16 protein-coding genes are annotated in these 18,290 nt (G+C 76.1%); 5 read left to right on the forward strand and 11 right to left on the reverse strand.

Annotation, left to right across the window (positions count from 1 at the left end; all coding sequences use genetic code 11):
• The first annotated feature begins 24 nt into the window (after positions 1-24).
• Complete coding sequence (locus NFS20_RS15410; RefSeq protein WP_251152690.1) at positions 25-705, forward strand: TetR/AcrR family transcriptional regulator; 681 nt, start codon at positions 25-27, stop codon at positions 703-705.
• On the opposite strand, the gene NFS20_RS15415 is transcribed toward NFS20_RS15410, so the two are convergent.
• From NFS20_RS15415 to NFS20_RS15440, 6 genes are all read right to left on the reverse strand, one after another.
• The gene (locus NFS20_RS15415) at positions 659-1,342 is read right to left on the reverse strand and encodes a class I SAM-dependent methyltransferase (RefSeq protein WP_251152691.1); all 684 of its coding nucleotides are present in this window, start codon (positions 1,340-1,342) and stop codon (positions 659-661) included. The genes NFS20_RS15410 and NFS20_RS15415 overlap by 47 nt on opposite strands.
• Positions 1,343-1,376: 34 nt before the next feature.
• The gene (locus tag NFS20_RS15420; protein WP_251152692.1) at positions 1,377-4,643 is read right to left on the reverse strand and encodes an AAA family ATPase; all 3,267 of its coding nucleotides are present in this window, start codon (positions 4,641-4,643) and stop codon (positions 1,377-1,379) included.
• On the reverse strand, positions 4,643-5,902 hold the full coding sequence (locus NFS20_RS15425) for an exonuclease SbcCD subunit D (protein ID WP_251152693.1): 1,260 nt from the start codon (positions 5,900-5,902) through the stop codon (positions 4,643-4,645). Before NFS20_RS15425 ends, NFS20_RS15420 begins: the two co-directional genes overlap by 1 nt.
• A 79-nt stretch (positions 5,903-5,981) precedes the next feature.
• Entirely contained in the window at positions 5,982-6,356 is a 375-nt protein-coding gene (locus NFS20_RS15430; protein WP_251152694.1) for an STAS domain-containing protein, read from the reverse strand.
• 293 nt (positions 6,357-6,649) lie between these two features.
• Complete coding sequence (locus NFS20_RS15435; RefSeq protein ID WP_251152695.1) at positions 6,650-7,174, reverse strand: aminoacyl-tRNA deacylase; 525 nt, start codon at positions 7,172-7,174, stop codon at positions 6,650-6,652.
• Between the two features lie 38 nt (positions 7,175-7,212).
• A complete protein-coding gene (locus tag NFS20_RS15440; RefSeq protein ID WP_251152696.1) occupies positions 7,213-8,907 on the reverse strand; it encodes a TIGR03086 family metal-binding protein in 1,695 nt (564 codons plus the stop codon).
• Between the two features lie 128 nt (positions 8,908-9,035).
• Here NFS20_RS15440 and NFS20_RS15445 point away from each other — a divergent pair, with 128 nt between their 5' ends.
• On the forward strand, positions 9,036-9,683 hold the full coding sequence (locus NFS20_RS15445) for a TetR/AcrR family transcriptional regulator (protein ID WP_251152697.1): 648 nt from the start codon (positions 9,036-9,038) through the stop codon (positions 9,681-9,683).
• A 24-nt stretch (positions 9,684-9,707) separates the two neighbouring features.
• Here the strand turns inward: NFS20_RS15445 and NFS20_RS15450 are convergent, their stop codons facing one another.
• The 3 genes from NFS20_RS15450 to NFS20_RS15460 all read right to left on the reverse strand — a co-directional run bounded on the left by NFS20_RS15450 (position 9,708) and on the right by NFS20_RS15460 (position 14,005).
• Positions 9,708-10,232 carry a DUF2087 domain-containing protein gene (locus NFS20_RS15450; protein WP_251152698.1) on the reverse strand — a complete coding sequence of 175 codons (525 nt, stop codon included), beginning with the start codon at positions 10,230-10,232 and terminating at the stop codon, positions 9,708-9,710.
• A 58-nt stretch (positions 10,233-10,290) separates the two neighbouring features.
• Positions 10,291-12,051: an ABC-F family ATP-binding cassette domain-containing protein gene (locus tag NFS20_RS15455; protein ID WP_251152699.1), complete on the reverse strand. Its 1,761-nt coding sequence runs from the start codon at positions 12,049-12,051 to the stop codon at positions 10,291-10,293.
• A 157-nt stretch (positions 12,052-12,208) separates the two neighbouring features.
• The gene (locus NFS20_RS15460; RefSeq protein WP_251152700.1) at positions 12,209-14,005 is read right to left on the reverse strand and encodes a M15 family metallopeptidase; all 1,797 of its coding nucleotides are present in this window, start codon (positions 14,003-14,005) and stop codon (positions 12,209-12,211) included.
• Between the two features lie 189 nt (positions 14,006-14,194).
• On the opposite strand from NFS20_RS15460, the gene NFS20_RS15465 reads away from it, so the two are divergent.
• Positions 14,195-14,710, forward strand: coding sequence for a hypothetical protein (locus NFS20_RS15465; RefSeq protein ID WP_251152701.1), 516 nt, complete (start codon positions 14,195-14,197; stop codon positions 14,708-14,710).
• Positions 14,711-14,868: 158 nt separating this feature from the next.
• The gene (locus NFS20_RS15470) at positions 14,869-15,441 is read left to right on the forward strand and encodes a DoxX family protein (protein WP_251152702.1); all 573 of its coding nucleotides are present in this window, start codon (positions 14,869-14,871) and stop codon (positions 15,439-15,441) included.
• A 169-nt stretch (positions 15,442-15,610) separates the two neighbouring features.
• Here NFS20_RS15470 and NFS20_RS15475 read toward each other — a convergent pair whose 3' ends face one another.
• Complete coding sequence (locus NFS20_RS15475) at positions 15,611-16,435, reverse strand: tetratricopeptide repeat protein (RefSeq protein ID WP_251152703.1); 825 nt, start codon at positions 16,433-16,435, stop codon at positions 15,611-15,613.
• Between the two features lie 127 nt (positions 16,436-16,562).
• Between NFS20_RS15475 and NFS20_RS15480 the strand changes: the two genes are divergently transcribed.
• A complete protein-coding gene (locus tag NFS20_RS15480) occupies positions 16,563-17,726 on the forward strand; it encodes a GAF domain-containing sensor histidine kinase (RefSeq protein ID WP_251152704.1) in 1,164 nt (387 codons plus the stop codon).
• Between the two features lie 3 nt (positions 17,727-17,729).
• Here NFS20_RS15480 and NFS20_RS15485 read toward each other — a convergent pair whose 3' ends face one another.
• On the reverse strand, positions 17,730-18,230 hold the full coding sequence (locus NFS20_RS15485) for a GNAT family N-acetyltransferase (protein WP_251152705.1): 501 nt from the start codon (positions 18,228-18,230) through the stop codon (positions 17,730-17,732).
• Positions 18,231-18,290 lie beyond the last annotated feature (60 nt).

Here is an 18,290-nt window from a genome sequence, read left to right on the forward strand (position 1 = left end):
TAGAATGACGTACAGTCTGTCGGTATGCAAGAGGCACCGCGGGACCGCAGCACCCGGCGCAGCAACGAGGAGCGGACCCGCACCACGCAGGCGGCGCTCGTCTCGGCCGCTCGGGCGCTGTTCGTGGAGAAGGGGTACGCCGCGACGTCGACCCCCCGGATCGCGACCGCCGCGCGCGTCACCCGCGGCGCGCTGTACCACCACTTCGCCGACAAGCAGGCGTTGTTCCGTGCCGTCGTCGAGGCCGAGGCGGAGGCCGTCGCGCGGGAGATCGAGACCGCGGCCCCGGCCGAGGAGGACACCCCGGCCGCGGCCCGCCGGCAGCTCGCGGCCGGCGCCACCGCCTACCTCGACGCGATGGCCGTCCCGGGCCGCACACGGCTGCTGCTCGTCGACGCCCCGGCCGTCCTCGGCGCGGCAGCGGCCGACGACCTCGATGCGCGGCACGCGCGCCGCACCCTGCGCGAAGGGCTGCAGGCGGCGATGCGCGCGGACGCCCCCGGCGCTGGCGTGCGGGGCGCGGACGTGCCGGGCGCGGACGGTCCCGGCGCCCGCGAGCTCGACGCGCTGACGCTCCTGCTCTCCGCGGCGTTCGACCGTGCCGCGCTGGCGTCCGACGACGGCGGCGGACCGGGGCGAGACGCGCTCCGCCGCGCGGTCACGGAGCTGGTCGAGCGGGTGTGCGCGCCGCGACCCACTCGATGACGCCGCGCCGCGACCGCTCGTGACGCTCGACGTCGAGACCGTGCTCCTCGACCCAGCGCAGCGGCCGGCGGCGGAAGTGCTCGCCCGCGAGCGGCACGCTCACGAGCTCCGCCACGGCCTGACCGAGCCGGAGCGGCCACGACGTCGAGACGACGTGGTCGGCGAGGAGCACGAGACCGCCGGGCCGCACGACCCGCGCCATCTCCGCGAGCGCTGCCTCGTGGTCCGCGATCGCGCACAGCGAGAAGGTGCACACGACCGTGTCGAACGCGCCGTCGGGCAGGTCGAGGTCCTGTGCGTCGCCGAGCCGGAGGTCGACGTCGAGGTCGAGGTCGGCCGCGCGCCGTCGGGCGTGGTCGAGCATGGCCGGGCTCCACTCCACACCCGTGAGCCCGGCGGCGACCACGGCCGCCGGGTAGTGGGCGAGGTTGAGCCCGGTGCCGACCGCGACCTCGAGCGTGCGGCCCTGCGCGAGCGCGCACACCTGCTGCCGCACGCCCGGGAAGAGCCGTCGTTCGGCGACCGCCATGGCGCGGTCGTACGCACCGGCCTCGCGGTCCCACCTCCGGCGCAGGCGGTGCAGCCTGCGCCCGGTGGACGGGGGACGCGCGTCGGGTCCTGTCGCGTCGTCGGCCACGCCACTCCTCGTCGTCCGGTGCTCCTGCCTCGTCTCACGCTCGCACGGCGAGGGTGCTCCCGCCCCCGGGCGCACGCCGGACCTCGACGCGCTCCGCGACGGCCTGCTTGAGCGCCTCGACGTGCGAGACGACGCCGACGACCCGTCCCCCTGCCCGCAGCCGCCCGAGAGCCCCCAGCACGACGTCGAGCGTCTCCGCGTCGAGGCTCCCGAAGCCCTCGTCGACGAACAGCGTGCCGAGCTCGACGCCGCCCGCCTCGGCGGTCACGACGTCGGCGAGGCCGAGAGCGAGGCACAGGGACACGTAGAACGTCTCCCCGCCCGAGAGGGTGCGCGGGTCGCGCGAGCGCTCCGTCACGTGGTCGAGGACCTTCATCGCGAGACCGGTGCGGTGCGACCGCACGTCCTCGCGCGTCGCGCTGCGGACGAGCTCGTAGCGTCCCGAGGACATCTCCGCGAGGCGGTCGTTCGCGGCGGCGACGACGTCCTCGAACCGCTGGACGAGGACGAACGTCGCGAGGGACAGCGCCTGGACGTTGTCGCTGCCCGTGCCGGCCGCGAGCGCGGCCATCCGGGTCACGGGCGCGGCGTCGGCGCGGGCCGCGTGCCACACGTCGACCGCGGAGCCGATCGCGTCGGCCCCGTCCGCCGCAGCCGCTGCCTGCCGCGCGGCGAACTCGTGCCGTCGCGTCGCCGCCCGCGCCGCCTCCTCGGCCTCGGCGACGGCGGCCCGGACGGCGTCGACGTCCGCGGTCGTGTCCTCGGCGAGCGTGGCGACGGACGGTTCGGCGAGCCCGGCGCGGAGCATCGCGAGCGCCGCCGCGTGCTGCGACACCTCGTGCTCGAGCCGCGTCCGGTCCGCGCCCTCGAGCACGGCGGCGAGCGCGTCCGCGGCGTCGGCGAAACCGCCCTGGGCCACGAGGTCCGCCACCTCGGCGTCCCGCCGGTCGACGTCGCGCCGGGCGACCGCGACCGCCGCGTGCGCCTCGGCGAGGGCGGCGACGGACCGGACGCGCTCGGCCAGTCGCGCGGCGAGCACGGCGACCTGGTTGCGCGCCCCGGTGCCGTCGAGCGCCGTCTCCGTGCCGTCCGCACGCCCCGGCCCGTCCGTCGCCCGTGCACCGTCCGACCCGGCCGGCGCGTCCGCCCCGACGGGCCCGTCGACGAGCGCGAGCGCGGCGGCGGTCTCGCGCGCGATCTCCGCCCGGTCGGCGTCGACGGCAGCGGCGAGCTCGTCGAGCCGGGACGTCCCCGCCGCGACGGCCTCGGCCAGCGCCGCGGCCTGCTCCTGGAGCGCGGCCGTGACCGCGTCGTGCTCGTCGAGCGCGCGCTCGGCGGCCGCGCGCTCGACCGCCGCGTCCCGCGCGACCTCGGCCTCGGCCTCGACGGCTGCGACCCGCTCACGCGCCGTGCCGGCGTCGAGGCCTCCTGCCGCGTGCCGCAGGGCGTCGCGGCGCTCGGTGAGCGCGACGACCCGGCCGGACACGTCGGTCAGCGTGGCCTCGGCCGCGGAGCGCGCCGCCTCGGCCGCCTCGACGTCGGCCGGCGTCGCGTGGTCGTCGGTCCGCGTGGCGGGTCGGGGGTGCTTCGGCGAGCCGCACACCGGGCACGGCTCCGCGGCGCCGAGGCCGGAGGCGAGCTCGCCCGCGATCCCGGCGATGCGCGCGGTGCGCACGCGCCGCTCGACCTCCACGGCGTCGCGCGCGCGCTCGGCGGCGCTCGCCCGGTCGGTGAGGGCGCGGGCCAGCTCGGCGTCCAGCGCCTCGGCGTCCGCCGCCGCGGTCGCGACCGCGCGCGCCCGCAGGGCGCGCTCCTGGAGCTCGCCGAGCCGGCCCGCTGCTTCGCCGAGCACGACGACGCGCTGCCGGAGCGCGTCCCGCGCAGCGGGACGGCCGGCACGCTCGGCCAGCACGCGGTGCCGCTCCTCGGCGGCGCGCTCGACGTCCTTGCGGCCGTCGGCCAGCTCGCGCTCGCGCGCCGGCAGGGCAGCGCCGACGGGGAGGAGCCGCTGCACGCGCACGGTCGCCGTCAGGAGGTCGGAGCGCACTGCCTCGAGCGTGCTCTCGTCAGCGCCCGCGAGCCCCGCGGGGACGCCGGCACGCGCGAGCTCCTCGCGCTCGAGCGCAGCCCCGAGGGCGTGGGCCGCGGCGACCGCGCTCCGCGCCGCAGGAGCGACGACCGCCGCGCGTGCTGCCGCTTCGAGCCGCCGCCGGTGCTCCGCGACCCGCGGCTCGGCCTCGGTGAGGCGTGCGCGCTCGGCGCGCAGCGCGGCGCGGCGGTCGAGCGCCGCGGCCGTCGACCGCTCCACCTCCAGGCGGTCGCGCGCGACGACGAGCGCCTCGTTCGCGACGAGCTCGGCGGCCACGAGCTCGTCCGCCTCCGCCTCGCGACGCCGGGCGCGCGCCAGCGCGAGCGCGTGCACCCCGGCGCGGGCGGTCGCCTCCTCGGCTGGCTCGGCCGCCGCAGGGACGACCGACCCGGCATCCGTGTCCGCGTCCACGTCCGCGACGCCACCGGCCAGCAGCGCGTCGACGTCGTCCGGTGTCGCCCGGCGCAGGCACGCGTCGTCGCGGGCGGCCTCCCGCAGCTCGTGCGCGGCGTCGACGGCGAGGCCCGCCGCCCCGGTGAAGTGCTCGACGGCGCCCGTGACGCCCTGCCGCGCGACGTCCGTCCGGGCACGGGCGGCCCGCGCGAGCTCGCCGAGCCGTGCGGCGGCCCGTTCGTAGACCTCGGTGCCGAAGACCTTCTGCAGCAGGTCGCGGCGCTTCTCGGGCTCGGCGCGCAGGAAGCTCGCGAACTCCCCCTGCGGGAGCACGACCGTCTGCACGAGCTGGCGCCGGTCGAGACCGACGAGACGCTGGATCTCCGCCCCGGCCTCGTCGAGCCGGGCCGACAGCAGCTCGCCCTGCGGGTCCTCGTCCGTGAAGGACGGCACCGCCGGGAGCCGCCACAACCGGACCGACGCCTGCTGCGTCGTCATGCCCTCGCCGCGCTTCTTCGGGCGGCGGTACTCGGGGGTCCGGCGCACGCGGAAGACGCCGCCCGGGACCTCGAGCACGAGGTCCACGAACGACTCGACGTCCCCCGCCGCGAAGGCCGAGCGCAGCCGGTCGTCGCTCGTCGCCTCCGACGCGACCTTGCCGTAGAGGGCGAAGACGATCGTGTCGATGATCGTGGACTTGCCCGACCCGGTCGGTCCGTCGAGCAGGAAGATGCCCGACGCGCCGAGCGTCGCGAGGTCGATGCGGTGCTGCCCCGGGAACGGTCCGATCGCCTGGAAGGTCAGGGAGTGCAGGTGCATCAGGCGCTCCGGTCCGCGGCGAGGGCGTCCTCGAGCGCGCCGCGCAGCACGACGACCTCGGCGTCCGACGGCGCGCGACCCGAGACGTGCTCGACGAAGTCGCGCGCGACGTCGAGCGGGTCGTGCCCCGCACCGACGGCCGTCACGGTCTCCCGCTCGGCCGGGCGCGGCGGACGGTGCGTCACCTGGAGGGCGTGCGGGAACCGCCCCCTGACGCGCGCGTAGAGCTCGGAGGGACGCACCGGGTCCGTGACGACGACGCGCAGCCAGTCGTCGACGTGGTTCTCCCCCGCGGCGCCGAGCAGGTCGTCGAGCGTCCCCGTGAGGTCCGCCAGCCGACGGGGCACCGGCGCAGGGACGAGCTGGACCGCGTCGTCGCCCGACTCCCCCAGCCGTCCGACGTCCACGAGGGCCGTGGACTTGCGCTGGCGCGCCTCCGAGAAGGAGAACGCGAGCGGCGACCCGGAGTACCGCGCGACGGGCGCCGCGGCACCCGCGACGGGGCCGGCCTCTCCGGGCGCGTCCCGGGCGACCTCGGGCACGACGACGCGCTGCGGACCGTGCAGGTGGCCGAGCGCCACGTAGTCGAGGCCCCACCCGCCGAACGCACCGGCGGGCACCGCGTCGACGCCACCGACCCGGATGTCCCGCTCGGACTCGGACACCAGCCCGCCCACGACGAACGCGTGGCCCATGACGACCGCCCGGCCTACGAACCCGCTCGCGCGACGTCGGGCGAGGTCCCCGCCCACCCGGCGCATCGCGGCGCTCATGACGGCCTCGTGGGACCGCGCGAGCGGGCTCGACGCGTCGTCCGCGAGGACGGACCGTGCCGCGTCGGGGTCGAGGTAGGGCAGGGCGTACACGAGCATCGTCCCGTCGCCCGCCCCCGTCCGGCTCCCCGGGTGAGGCGCCAGGACGACCGGAGCCCCGACGTCGGGCACCCGCGTGCGCAGGTGGACGCCCGGCCGCAGGAGCTGCTCGGCGAAGCCGAGGCGGACCGCGGAGTCGTGGTTCCCGGGTGTCAGGACGACGTGCGCGTGCTCCGCGAGGCGCGCCACGGCGTCGGACAGGAGCGAGACCGCCTCCACCGGCGGGATGGCCCGGTCGTACACGTCTCCGGCGACGAGCACCGCGTCGACCCGCTCGGCACGGACGAGCTCGACGAGGTGGTCGACGAACGCGGCCTGGTGCTCCAGGAGGTCGACCCCGTGGAGCGTGCGCCCGAGGTGCCAGTCGGACGTGTGCAGGAACCGCATGGTGCGACCGTAGCCGCACGCACCGACACCGTCCGGGAGGCCGGCGGGACACCGGCCGGCGCAGACCGGTCGCGGCGCGTCAGCCGACGCGGACGACCTCGGTCGGCCCGGTCGTCGCGCCGCTGCGGACCACGGGGATGCGCCCGCCCATGCCGATCATCTCGAGCAGCTCGACGATGCTCGGGGACGGGTCGCGCAGCTCGACGGCGCGGCCGTCCTCCTCGCCCAGCATGTAGAGCTGGATGATGAACGCGATGCCCGAGGAGTCGATGAACGTCACCCCGGCGACGTCGACCGTCACCGGCCCGCGCGTGTCGAGGACGTACGACATCGCCTCGCTCGCCCGGTCGCGGAGCGCGGCGTCCACCTCGCCCCACATCGTCACGACGACGCCGCCCTCGTGCGGCGCGTAGGTGATCCCGTTCGCGCGGTCGATCACGCTGACTGTCTCCATGCGTCCCAGCTCCACCGTCTCTCGAACCGACTGCTGTCGCGCCCCTGCCCCGACCACGTCCAACGCCCGGAGGACGACCCCTGTTCCCCGAAGGGTGCACGGTGGGGTGACGTCCCGCACGGACGACCGCGGCCGAAGCACCCTGAGTCTGCACCTGTCGCGGCCGGCACACCACCCCGTGCGCGCCCGCCAGGACGGATCTGCGCGAGACGTCCACAGGCCGCCGGAGTGCGAGGACCGGGGCGAGGCACCCGACGAGGACGCGGGGCACCGCCGGTCACGGCCCCGGAAGGCTACGCGGGGTCGGTGACGTCGGCGACCTGTGCGTCCAGCGCGCGGACGAGCGCCGCACCGTCGACGGTCGCCGCGACGCCGTGCGCGCCCGCACCGATCGACACCTGACCGACGCCGTCCCCGGAGTCCGCGGCGTTCCCGGACACGTCGACCTCGTCCCCGTCAGGGAGCGCGACGACGCGCAGGTCTGCGACGACCGGCCACGCGTGCGTCGCGCCGAACGGCGTGATCGTGCCGCGCTCGTACCCGGTGACGTCGCGTGCGACCTCCTTGTCGGGCATCGAGAGCCGCGAGACGCCGAGCAGCGCCCGCAGCTTCGGCCACGAGATCTGCCGGTCGCCGGGCACGAGGACGAAGAGGTAGTCGTCCTCCGCGCGCCGCACGACGATCGTCTTGAGGACCCGCGACGGGTCCACGCCGCGCGCCGCGGCGGCCTCCTCGAGCGAGGAGACCGGTCCGTGCCGCGTGATCGTGTGGTCGATGCCCGACGCCTCCAGCGCCGCCTCGGCGCGCTCGCTGCCCATGCCACCCGACCCTACGCGGCCCGTCCGCGTCGTGGGGATCAGAGCCCGTCGAAGAACCCCACGACGTCGCCTGCGGTCTGCTCCGGCTCGAGGTGGGCCGCGAAGTGACCGCCCCGCTCGTACGTGGTCCACTGCCGGATGTCCGCGTGGTCCCGTTCGGCGAAGCGACGGATCGACGCGAAGTCGCCCGTGGCCTGGGCGAGCGCGATGGGGACGGTCGTCGGGCCCGACGGCTCCCCACCACCGCCCTCGGGCACCCCCGCGCGCTGCTGGGCGAGCGCGTTCTCGCGGTACATCCGCAGCGCGGACCCCTGCGTCCCGGTGAACCAGTACACGGCCGCGTTGGCGACGACGAACGCCGTGCCGACGTCGCCCATGAGCTGGGAGTTCCAGCCGAGCAGCCCGGCCGGGGAGTCGGCGAGGGCGTGCGCGAGGGTCTGCGGCTGCTGCGACTGCAGCACGTTGAACCCGCCCAGGTTCTCCCAGAACCAGCCGAGGTGGGCGAGCGCCGCCTGCTCCTCCTCGCTCAGGTCGGCCATCTCGGCCGGGTCCCCCGACGGGAACGAGTAGAGCTGCGTGACGTGCACGCCGACGACGTGCTCGGGGTCCAGGCGCCCGACCTCCGGCGAGATCATCGACCCCGCGTCGTTCCCGACCGCGCCGTACCGCTCGTACCCGAGGCGGCGCATGAGCTCGACCCACGCGCGCGCGACGCGCCGGTTGTCCCAGCCGGCCTCCGTCGTCGGACCGCTGAAGCCGAAGCCCGGGATCGAGGGGAGGACGACGTCGTACCCGGCCGCCGTGAGCGGCTCGATCACGTCGAGGTACTCGACGACCGACCCCGGCCAGCCGTGCGTGAGGACCAGCCCGACGGCGTCCGGCCGGCCCGAGCGCACGTGGAGCGCGTGCACGCGCTGGCCGTCGATCACCGTCTCGACCTGCGGGTACGCGTTGAGGCGGGCCTCGAGCGCGCGCCAGTCGAAGTCCTCGAGCCAGTACCGGACGAGCTCGCGGACCGACGCGACGCTCGTGCCGTACCCCTCGTCGGGCTCGAGCGCGTCGGTGAAGCGCGTGCGCGCGAGACGCTCGCGGACGTCGTCCAGGTCGGCCTGGGGGATCTCGATCCGGGTCGGGACGACCGCGGTCCAGCCTGGGTCGCGGCCGAGGTAGCGCAGGAGCGCGTCGGCCGGGCCGGGGTCCGCGCCGTCGGGGGCGTCGAGCGCCGCCGCGTACACGCCGTAGGGCCGGACCGGTTCGACGAGCGGGGGCGCGACGGAGAGCAGGAACGCCGCGAGGTCGTCGTCGAGGGGAGAGTCCTGCCCGGTGGCGACGGCGACGTCCCACGCGTGGACGGCCGCGTCGATCGCCGCGGCGCCGGCCGCGGACAGCGCGGGCACGGGCCCGATCGGCAGCGGGGTGGAGACCTCGCTGCCGGGCTCGACGAGCGCGAACGCGGCGGCGGACGCGGCGAGAGCCGGCTCGACGAGCTCGCCCGGGCTCCCGGCGAGCTCACCCGAGGGGGCGAACGGGTCCTCCGTCGGCCCGCCCTCCCCCGTGAGCGCGGCGACGTAGGCCCGCTGGTCGCCCGCAGCGTGCTGGAGGACGTGGGCGACCGTCCAGCCCGCGCACGGGGTGGGGAGCGCCAGGTCGTCGGCGGAGAGCGCCGCGACCACCTGCCGCAGCGCGGCGTGGGCGCGGTCGATCACTGCCGTCGGGTCGGTGTACGTGGTCATGGGTTCCTCCGAGGTCCGGGCGCTGCCCTCCGGCGGTCGGGTCCGATCGCCAGGAACGGAATACATCGTTCCGTTCTACTCCACAGTAGGGGAACGTTCCGTTCCGCACAAGTGCTATGGTCGTGCTCATGACGACCGAGAGCAGCCCGGCGCTGAGCGGACGGCGCGCCCAGGCCGCCCGCAACGACACCGCGATCCTCGCGGCGGCGCGCGACGTGTTCGTCGCGGAGCCCGACGCGCCGGTCGCCGCCGTCGCGCAGGCCGCGGGCGTCGGCATCAGCGCGCTGTACCGCCGCTACCCGAGCAAGGAGTCGCTGCTCGCCACCCTGTGCCTCGACGGGCTGCGCCGGTTCGTCGAGGTCGCCCGCGGGGCGCTCGACGTCACGGACCCGTGGGAGTCGTTCGAGACGTTCCTGCGAGGCATCGTCGACGCGGACGTGCACTCCCTGACCGTGCAGCTCGCGGGCCGCTTCACGCCGACACCGGAGCACCGCGAGCTCGCCGTCGAGGCCGGCGAGCTCGCAGGCACCGTGCTCCGGCGCGCCCAGCAGGCGGGCGTCGTGCGTGCCGACGTCGACGACACCGACCTGCCGATGGTCTACGAGCAGCTCGCGGCCGTCCGTCTCGGCGACCCCGACCGCGTCGCCGCGCTGCGCCGTCGGTACCTCGAGCTGCAGCTCGCGGGGCTGCGCGCGTCCGCCAGCGACGGACGACGCCTTCCGGGGAGCGCCCCGACGCAGGACGAGCTCGGCGTCCGCTGGGTCCCCCGCGGCTGACGTCCCGGGTTCACCGGGGAGGCGTCACACGTCGTCGAACTCGGTGACGACCGTGCGCCAGTACTCGGCGCCGTCGCGCGTGCGATGCACGAGGCCGGCGTCGACCATCGAGCGCCGGAGCGACACGGGGTCCACCGCACGCTCCGCGAGCCGCTTCGTCAACGTGAGCTCGGTGACCGGCTCCTCGAGCGGCAGCACCTGCGACGCGAGGTACCGCACGACGAGCTGCCGGTCGCGCAGGCGCTTCGGGCTGCGCACGAGGCGGCCTTCGCTGAGGAACCGCTCCGGACCGGTCTCCTGCGGTGCGGACGCGCCCGCGAGCAGTGCCGCGAACCGGCCGGCGTCGGCCCGCAGCACCCCGGCGTCGTCGCGCACCACGACGCCCGCCGCGAGCAGCGGCGCGAGCCGACGCCGGTCGTCGGTCGTCAGGTCCGCCTCCGCGGGCGCCTCGACGACGACGCGACCGAACAGGCGCAGCCGCCCGTCGTCCGCGAGCGACGCGACGACCTGCTTCCAGGCGTTGGCGGGGACCGGGAGCGTGCTGTCCATGCCCCGACCCTACGGTCGGGCGGGCGGCTCGCCGCACCGGGGGTCCCTGGCCGAGGGCTCAGGCGAGGTGCACGACGTCGCCCGTCCACCGCCGCCGCAGCCACCGGTCGTGCGACGCGACGACGACGGCGCCCGGCCAGTCCTCGACCGCCTCCATGAGCTCGGTCGCGAGCGTGAGCGAGACGTGGTTCGTCGGCTCGTCGAGCAGGAGCACGTCGGGCGCCTGCGACACGAGCATCGCGATGACGACCCGGCGTCGCTGCCCGACCGACAGGTCCGCGAGCGGACGGCCGAGGTCGCGCGGCGCGACGAGCCCGTGCGCGTCCACCCGAGCGTCGCGCGCATCCTCCCCCTCCGCCACGCCCTGCACGAGGGCGAGGAGCTCGCGCGGGGTGCGGGCGTCGTCGTGCAGGTGGACGTCCTGCTCGAGGAGCCCCACCCGGACTCCCTTCGCCCGGCCCACCGATCCGGCGTCGGGCACGAGGTCCCCCGCGAGGACGTGCAGCAGGGTCGACTTGCCGGCCCCGTTCGCACCCGTGACCAGGAGGCGCGAGCCGCGCGCGACCTCGATCGACCGCGCGCCGGACGCGGCGAGGTCGAGCCGGGCGGCCCGCTCCCCCGGCGGCACCGGACCGTCCCGGCGCACGACGACGTCCCGCGCCCACACCGCGAGGTCACCTCCGAGCGCCTCACCGCGCGCGGACCGCGACGCCGCGGCGGGCGGCGCGAAGCGCAACGGCGGCGGCGGCCTGCGGACCTGCTCGCGGTCGAGCGTGTCGAGGCGCAGCTGGGCGTTGCGCACGCGGCGCGAGACCTGGCTCTGGACCCGCTCGCCCTTGAAGTCGTAGAGGATCTTCGCCTGGTTGCCCCGCTCGCGGTTCTTGCTGACGTCGCGCGCGGTCACCGCGACGGACCGGCGCAGCTCGGCGAGCTCCGCCTGCTCCGCCGCGAACTGCTGCTCCCAGCGCTCGCGCTCGACGCGCTTGGCCTCGAGGTAGTCGCTGTAGGTGCCTCCGTAGGCCGTGATGCCCGACGACGCGCCGTCCCCCGACGCCCCGCGGTGCGGCGCCGCCGACGGGTCGAGGTCGAGGATCTCCGTGCACACCTCGTCGAGGAACACGCGGTCGTGGCTCGCGAGCACGACGGCACCGGGCAGGGCGCGCAGCGCGGCGGCGAGGAACTCGGCGGCGCCGTCGTCGAGGTGGTTCGTCGGCTCGTCGAGCAGGAGCGCCCCCGGCTGCCGCACGAGCAGGGCGGCGAGCCCGAGCCGTGTGCGCTGCCCGCCCGAGAGCGTCCCGACGGGCCGGTCCGCGACCCCCTCGACGTCCAGCCCGAGCCCGGCGAGCGTGCGTGCGGCCCGCGCGTCGGCGTCCCACACGTCGGCCAGCTGGGCGCGCGTGAGTGCGCGGTCGTACGCGGCCTCGGCGTCGCGCTCACGCGTGCCAGGGCTGTCGGTCGACGGCGTCGCCGGGGCGACCTGTGGCCCCGACACGTTCGCGAGGGTGACGGCCGCCGCCTCCAGCGCGGCCTCGATCGCCCGGACCTCCGCCAGCGCGTCGTCGACGACGGCGCGCACCGTGGTCGACGGCGGGTACGGGAACTCCTGGTGGAGGAACCCGAGGTCCGGAGGGCGCTCGACCGTGCCGGAGTCCGCGGCGGTCGTGCCCGCGAGGACGCGCAGGAGCGTGGACTTCCCGGCGCCGTTCTCCCCGACGAGCCCGGCGCGGTGGCCGGGGTCGACGGCGAGGTCGACTCCGCGCAGCACGGCGCGGCCGTCGTAGGACATGTGGATGTCGGACGCACGAAGGACGGGATTCATGGGATCACCTGCCGAGGGGTGCCCGGGGCTCCACGCGACGGGGCGTGGGCCGGCTTCGGGCGAGGACGGACGGGCCGGTCGGGGCAGGTGAGGATCACATCGGGGACGACGCTACGCGGCGCACGTCCCGACGTCACGGGAATTTCGCGCGGCCGGGTCAGGGCGCCTCGGTCGCGCCCTCTGTCGGCGACTCCGTCGGGATCGACGTCGGGGAGGACGTCGGCTCGTCCGTCGGGTCGGGCGTCGGCTCGGTCGGCGGGTCCGTCGGGGGCGGCGTCGGAGTGGGCGTGGGCGTGGGGTTCGGGGTCGGCGTCGGCGCGGGTGCCGGCGGCGCGGTGGGCTTGGGCCCGGGCGCGGGGTTCGGCGACGGGCTCGGGGCCGGGGTCGTGGTCTCGGCCGGCGTGTACCGGTCCGGCATCGCGCCCGCACCGAAGAACTCGAAGTGCCACGGCTCGGGCTTCGACCCGTTCGGCCGGGCCCACGACGGGTTGTCCCACCCGTAGTCGGGTGCGTGCGTGCGCATCCACACGTACTCGGCGGAGGTCCCGGACGGGACGTTGCCCCCGACGTCGATCGCGAGCCCCCACCCGTGCTGGGACGTGCCGGGCACCGCGGCGAGGTAGGGCTTGATCGCCTTGAGCCGCACCTGGTCCTCGTACGGCCGGTACGAGTCCGTGATCCTCAGCGCGTACCCGAACGCCTTCTCGAACTCGGCGGCCAGGGCCTCGAGCTGCTCCGCGGCGTCGCACCGCAGCGACTGGCCGGGCGCGAACGACAGGTCGCACAGGACGTTCGCGGGGATGCGCCCGTTCTCGTACTCGGCCGTGGAGCCGGCGTACTTCGCGACGACCTCGGCGAGGCGGTCCGCGAGCGTGGACCCGACCCGCGCTCCGGTCGCCGGGTCGATGCCGTCCGCCGGGAGGACGTCGACCTCGGGGAACGCGGTCGTCGTGCCGAGCAGGTCGGCGAGGTGCGTGGCGGAGACCACCACGTCGTCGAGCGTGACCGCTCCGTGGTCGTGGCCGTCCTCGTCGTGGTGCGCGCCGTCGTCGTCCCCGTCGCCGGAGCTGTCGTCGCCCTCGCCGTCCTCGTCGTCGCCCTCGAGCTCGCCGGGCGCGACACCGTCCGGCGCGGGCACGGCGTCCTCGGGGAGCACTCGCTCACCCGAGCCGTCCGGCTGCTCGGTGCCCGACGGCGCGTCGTCCGAGCCGCTCGACGGCCCGGTCGGGAGGTCCGTCGGGACGTCGGTCGGGAGGTCGGACGGGACGTCGGTCGGCGTCCCCGAGGGAGAGCCGCTGGGCGTCGGCACGGGGGCGGGGGTCGACGAGGCGAGCGTGGCAGGCTCGTCGTCCGGCGCGCTCTCGTCGGGCGCGTCCTTCTTCGGCACCGCCGTCCTGGGGGCGTCGCCGGCCGGGGCGTCCTCCGGGGGCGCGTCCTCCGGGGGCGCGTCCTCCAGCGGGGCGTCGCCGTCCAGGTCGTCCGCGGGCGGCGCGAGGGGGTCGGGCAGGCCCGGGAGCGTGGGCTCGTCGAGCGAGGAGTCGAGGTCGAGCTCGTCCTCGGGGACGACCTGCACGGGCACCCGGCGTGCGGCGTCCTGCTGTGCGAGGTAGGTCGCGAGCAGCATCCCGAGCTCGGACCGTGCCTGCTCGATGGACGGGCTCACGACACCCGACTCGAGCGCGTTCGCGGTCGCGAGGACCTCGATGGCGCCGTCGAGCTGCTGGGACTCGTCGAGCCCGGTGCCGAGCACGCTCGCGACCGGCTCGGCGGCGGTCGACACGGGGGTCGCGTAGAAGGACGCACCCTGCTGGGGCTGGGCGCTGCTCGCGAGCGCCGCGACGAGCGTGATGCCGAGCGCGGACGAGATGAGAACCTGAGAGACGGTGCGGGCCCGGCTCGACGAGGCGGGCAGCGCGCGGTCGCCCGCGTCCTCGCTGTGCGTCTCCGTGCCCACCGTGACTCCCTCGTACGCGCTGACGTGTCGCACCGTGCGGTCCTGGTCGTGCATGGTGATGCCCGGTCGCACGCGTCGTCGCGCCCGGCGCTGCGATGTCGGACCGCCGCAGTGCCTCGTCCGATTACGGTACACCGCGTCCCCACGGCCCTCACCATGTGGTCACGATCGGACAGGAGAATCGAACCCATGAGTTCATCTGCGCGTCATCCCTGGTCAAGATCGCGCGGCGCGCTCGCCGCGGTCGCCGTGGCGGGCTCGTTCGCGCTCACGGCCTGCGCCGACGACGGTTCCGTCTCCGTCCCGGAGTTCACCCTCACCGGCGACGGCCTGGAGCAGCTGCTCGAGGACGCGCGCTCGCAGGCCGAGACGATCGGCGAGGACGTCCGCTCGCTCACCGACGACCTCGGCTCGCTGCCCGACGACGCGCGCGCCCGCGCCGAGGAGGCCGTCACCGCCGCCCAGGACGCGGCGGACGAGGCCCGGAGCGCGGTCGACGACGCGGCGTCGGCCACGGAGGCCGAGCGCGCCGAGGCCGAGCAGCGGCTCGCGGACGCCGAGGAGCGCCTCGACGCGGCGTCCGACCAGCTCGACGCCGTCGCGTCGTCGCTCTCCGACGCGGACGCGGCCGTCCGGGAGTCGCTCGAGGACCTGCGGGCGCAGGTGGACGAGCTGCGTGCCGGGCTGGACTCGTCGACCGGCTGAGCGCCGGCGTGCGCCCGACGCCACGTCCTCGTCCCCACGAAAGGTCTTAGGTCCCGCCGTCGCGCGACCTTCTCCTGGCGTCCACGACTCCTCCACACGGTGGAATGGAGATCGAGGAGCCCGGCCACAGGGACCGGGTCGACGAGAAGGGGACGACGATGACGGGGACGACCGAGCGGGACGTGAACGTACCGCTCACGACGGTCGAGGGCACGACGCCCGAGACCCTCAGCCTCGCCGCACGAGCGAGCCGGCCTGCGCAGGTCGTGCTCGGCGTGCTGCGCATCGCCCTGGGGTTCTACTTCCTGTGGGCATTCTTCGACAAGACGTTCGGGCTCGGCTTCGCGACGCCGGCCGAGAGGGCCTGGGTCAACGGCGGGAGCCCCACGACCGGCTTCCTGTCGGGCGTCGAGGGTCCGTTCGCCGGGTTCTTCAACGGCATGGCGGGCGCGGTCTGGGCCGACTGGCTGTTCATGATCGGCCTGCTCGGCATCGGGCTCGCGCTGGTCCTCGGGATCGGGATGCGCATCGCCGCGGTGAGCGGCTCGCTGCTCCTGGTCTTCATGTACCTCGCGGCGCTGCCGCTCGAGACGAACCCGATCATCGACGACCACCTCACGATGGCGCTGACGATCGTGGCGCTCGCGCTGATCGGCGGAGGCGACGTGCTCGGTCTGGGCAAGGTCTGGAAGAACCTCCCGGTCGTCCGCCGCAACCGCTGGCTCGTGTGACGCACCGGACCGCTCGCCGCGAACGGCGGGCCACAGGGGCGGGACCCAGGACCGCGCGACGATTCTGAGGCCGTCGCAGCGCAGGCCGCCCCGGGGAAGAGGGTGTGCGGGTGGTGGGGAGACCACCCGCACACCCTCTGTCGTGCCCCGAGCCGCCGGGGCCGGGGCGTCAGCCGAACCGCGTCAGGAGCTCCGCCGCGTCCTGGTCGCCGCGGTCCGCGGCGTCGCGCCACAGGTCCATCGCCTCGGGAACGCGGCCGGCCTTGAGCCGCAGGACGCCGAGCGCCGTGCCCGACGCCGCGTCGCCGACGAGCGCCGCCTGCTCCAGCAGGTCCTCGGCGTCGGCGAGGCGACCCGCGCGGGTGTACAGGTCCGCGAGCGCCGGCGCGACCCGGGGCTCCCCGGCCTCGGCCCACGACTCGAGGAGCCCGACGGCGGCGTCGGGCCCCATGGACCCGGACCGCGCCTGCTCGACGGCGGTCTCCCAGTCCTCGCGGGCCGTCCCGCCAGGCGGCCCGGCCGTCCTGGCGCCGAACGCCCCGCCCGCCCCGGCGCCGGCGCCGGCGCCGGAGGGCTCGCCCGACCCGGCCCCGAGGGTGGCGAGGACCTGCGCGAGACGCTCCGACGCGCCGTCGACGCCCTCCGCCTGCTCGTACCAGCGGCGAGCCGCGTGGAGGTCCCCGCGCTCGTGCGCGACCTGGGCGGCCATGAACGCCCCGTGGGCGTCCCCGGCGAGGCCCGCGAGCTCGAAGCAGCGGAAGGCCTCGACGTCGTCGCCCGCGTCGTACCGGGCGATGCCGAGCCGGTAGAGCGCCCCGGGGACCTCCCTCGCCGCGGCCTCCTCGTAGAACGGGACGGCAGCGGCAGGGGTGCCGAGCGCGCACAGGTCGTCGGCGATCGCGACGAGCTCGGCGGGGTCGTCCGGGTGCAGGTGCGCGACGGCGGCGCGCAGGTCGGCGAGAGCGCTCTCACGGGTGGAGGGCAGGGTGGACATGGCAGCAGCGCGTCCTTCCGTCCCCCGCGTCGGCGTGGACGCACCCTAGCGCACGACGATGTCACGTGGGTCACACCGGACGCGCCGGGCGGACGGCCCGCGCGTGCCGGTCTGGGAGACTGCACCGGTGAGCGGAGAGACCGACCTGCCGGACGGCGTCGGGCAGCGCGTGCTGGACGCCGTGGTCGCGGTGACGAGCGACCTGGACCTCGACCAGGTGCTGCAGCGCATCGTCCGGGCCACCATGGACCTGACCGGCGCGCGCTACGGCGCGCTCGGCGTCCTGGACCCCTCGGGTCGCGAGCGCCTCGCGCGGTTCGTCCCGCTCGGGCTCTCCGACGACGAGGTCGCGGCGATCGACCACTGGCCGCACGGCGAGGGCCTCCTCGGCGAGCTCATCGACCGCCCGGAGCCGATCCGCGTGCCGGAGATCGCCGACGACGTACGCTCCGCCGGCTTCCCCGACGGGCACCCGCCCATGCACACGTTCCTCGGCGTGCCCGTGCGCGTCCGCGACACGGTCTTCGGCAACCTGTACCTCACGGACAAGGCCGGCGGAGAGCCCTTCACCGCGCAGGACGAGGCTGCCGTGGTCGCCCTCGCCGCCGCGGCCGGCGTCGCGATCGAGAACGCGCGGCTCTACGGACGGGCGAAGCAGGTCGGCGTCCTGGAGGACCGCGACCGCATCGCGCGCGACCTGCACGACGTCGTCATCCAGCGCCTCTTCGCGTCCGCGATGTCGCTCATGAGCGTGCAGCCGCTCGTCGTAGACCCGACGGCGCGCACGCGCATCGAGGAGACCGTCGCCGACCTCGACGAGACGATCCGCCAGATCCGCTCGACGATCTTCGCCCTGCACACCGCGGCCGACCCCGACGCGCCGTCCATCGAGGACCGCCTGCGTGCCCAGGCCGCGGCGGCGACGACGGTCCTCGGGTTCGCGCCCGACGTCCAGGTCGAGGTCTCGGGCGAGCGCTCGGGCGCGGGCGTGACCGAGGGTGCCCCGAGCATGCCCGCGGAGGTCGCGGACCAGCTCGTCGTCGTCCTCGGCGAGGCCCTGACCAACGTCGCGCGGCACGCGGGGGCGAGCGCCGTCGTCGTGCACCTCGGCGTGACCGCGCACGAGGCGCGCCTGACCGTCACCGACGACGGCGTCGGCATCCGCGAGGGCGGGCGCCGCTCCGGGCTGCGCAACATGGACGCGCGGGCGTCGGCGCTCGGCGGGGGGTGCACGGTCACCGCGCTGCCCGACGGCGGCACGCGCCTCGAGTGGTGGGCCCCGCTCGGGTAGCGGCTACAGCGTGCGGTGCATGACGTGCAGGCCCACGAGCCCGTGCACCGGGTGGTCGAACGCCTCGGGGACGGTCGCGAGGACCGCGAAGCCCAGCGACTCCCAGAGACGTACGGCGCGCTCGTTCGTCTCGACCACGGCGTTGAACTGCATCGCGCGGTAGCCGTCGGCGCGGGCGCCGTCGAGGACCGCACGCGCCAGGGCCCGCCCGACGCCGCGCCCCGCGGCGTCCGGCCCGACGACGAAGCTCGCGTTGGCGACGTGCGCCCCGGCCCCCGGATGGTTCGGCAGGTACTTCGCGGTGCCGAGGACCGTTCCGGCGTCGTCCACGGCGACGAGCACGCGCACGCCCGGTGAGCCCGTCCAGGCGACGCGGGCGTCGTCCTCGGCGATGTCGCGCGGGTAGGTGTAGGTCTCGCCGACCCGGAACGCGGGCTCGAGGACGCGCCAGATGCCGGGCCAGTCGGCGAGCTCGGCGTCGCGGACGGCGGGCGCGGTGGTCACGGGTCGAGGCTAGCCGGACCGTTCGGCGGTTCGCGTGGTCGTCGGCGGCCGAGCACCGGC

The organism is Cellulosimicrobium sp. Marseille-Q4280 (assembly GCF_943181405.1).
Classification (GTDB): domain Bacteria; phylum Actinomycetota; class Actinomycetes; order Actinomycetales; family Cellulomonadaceae; genus Cellulosimicrobium.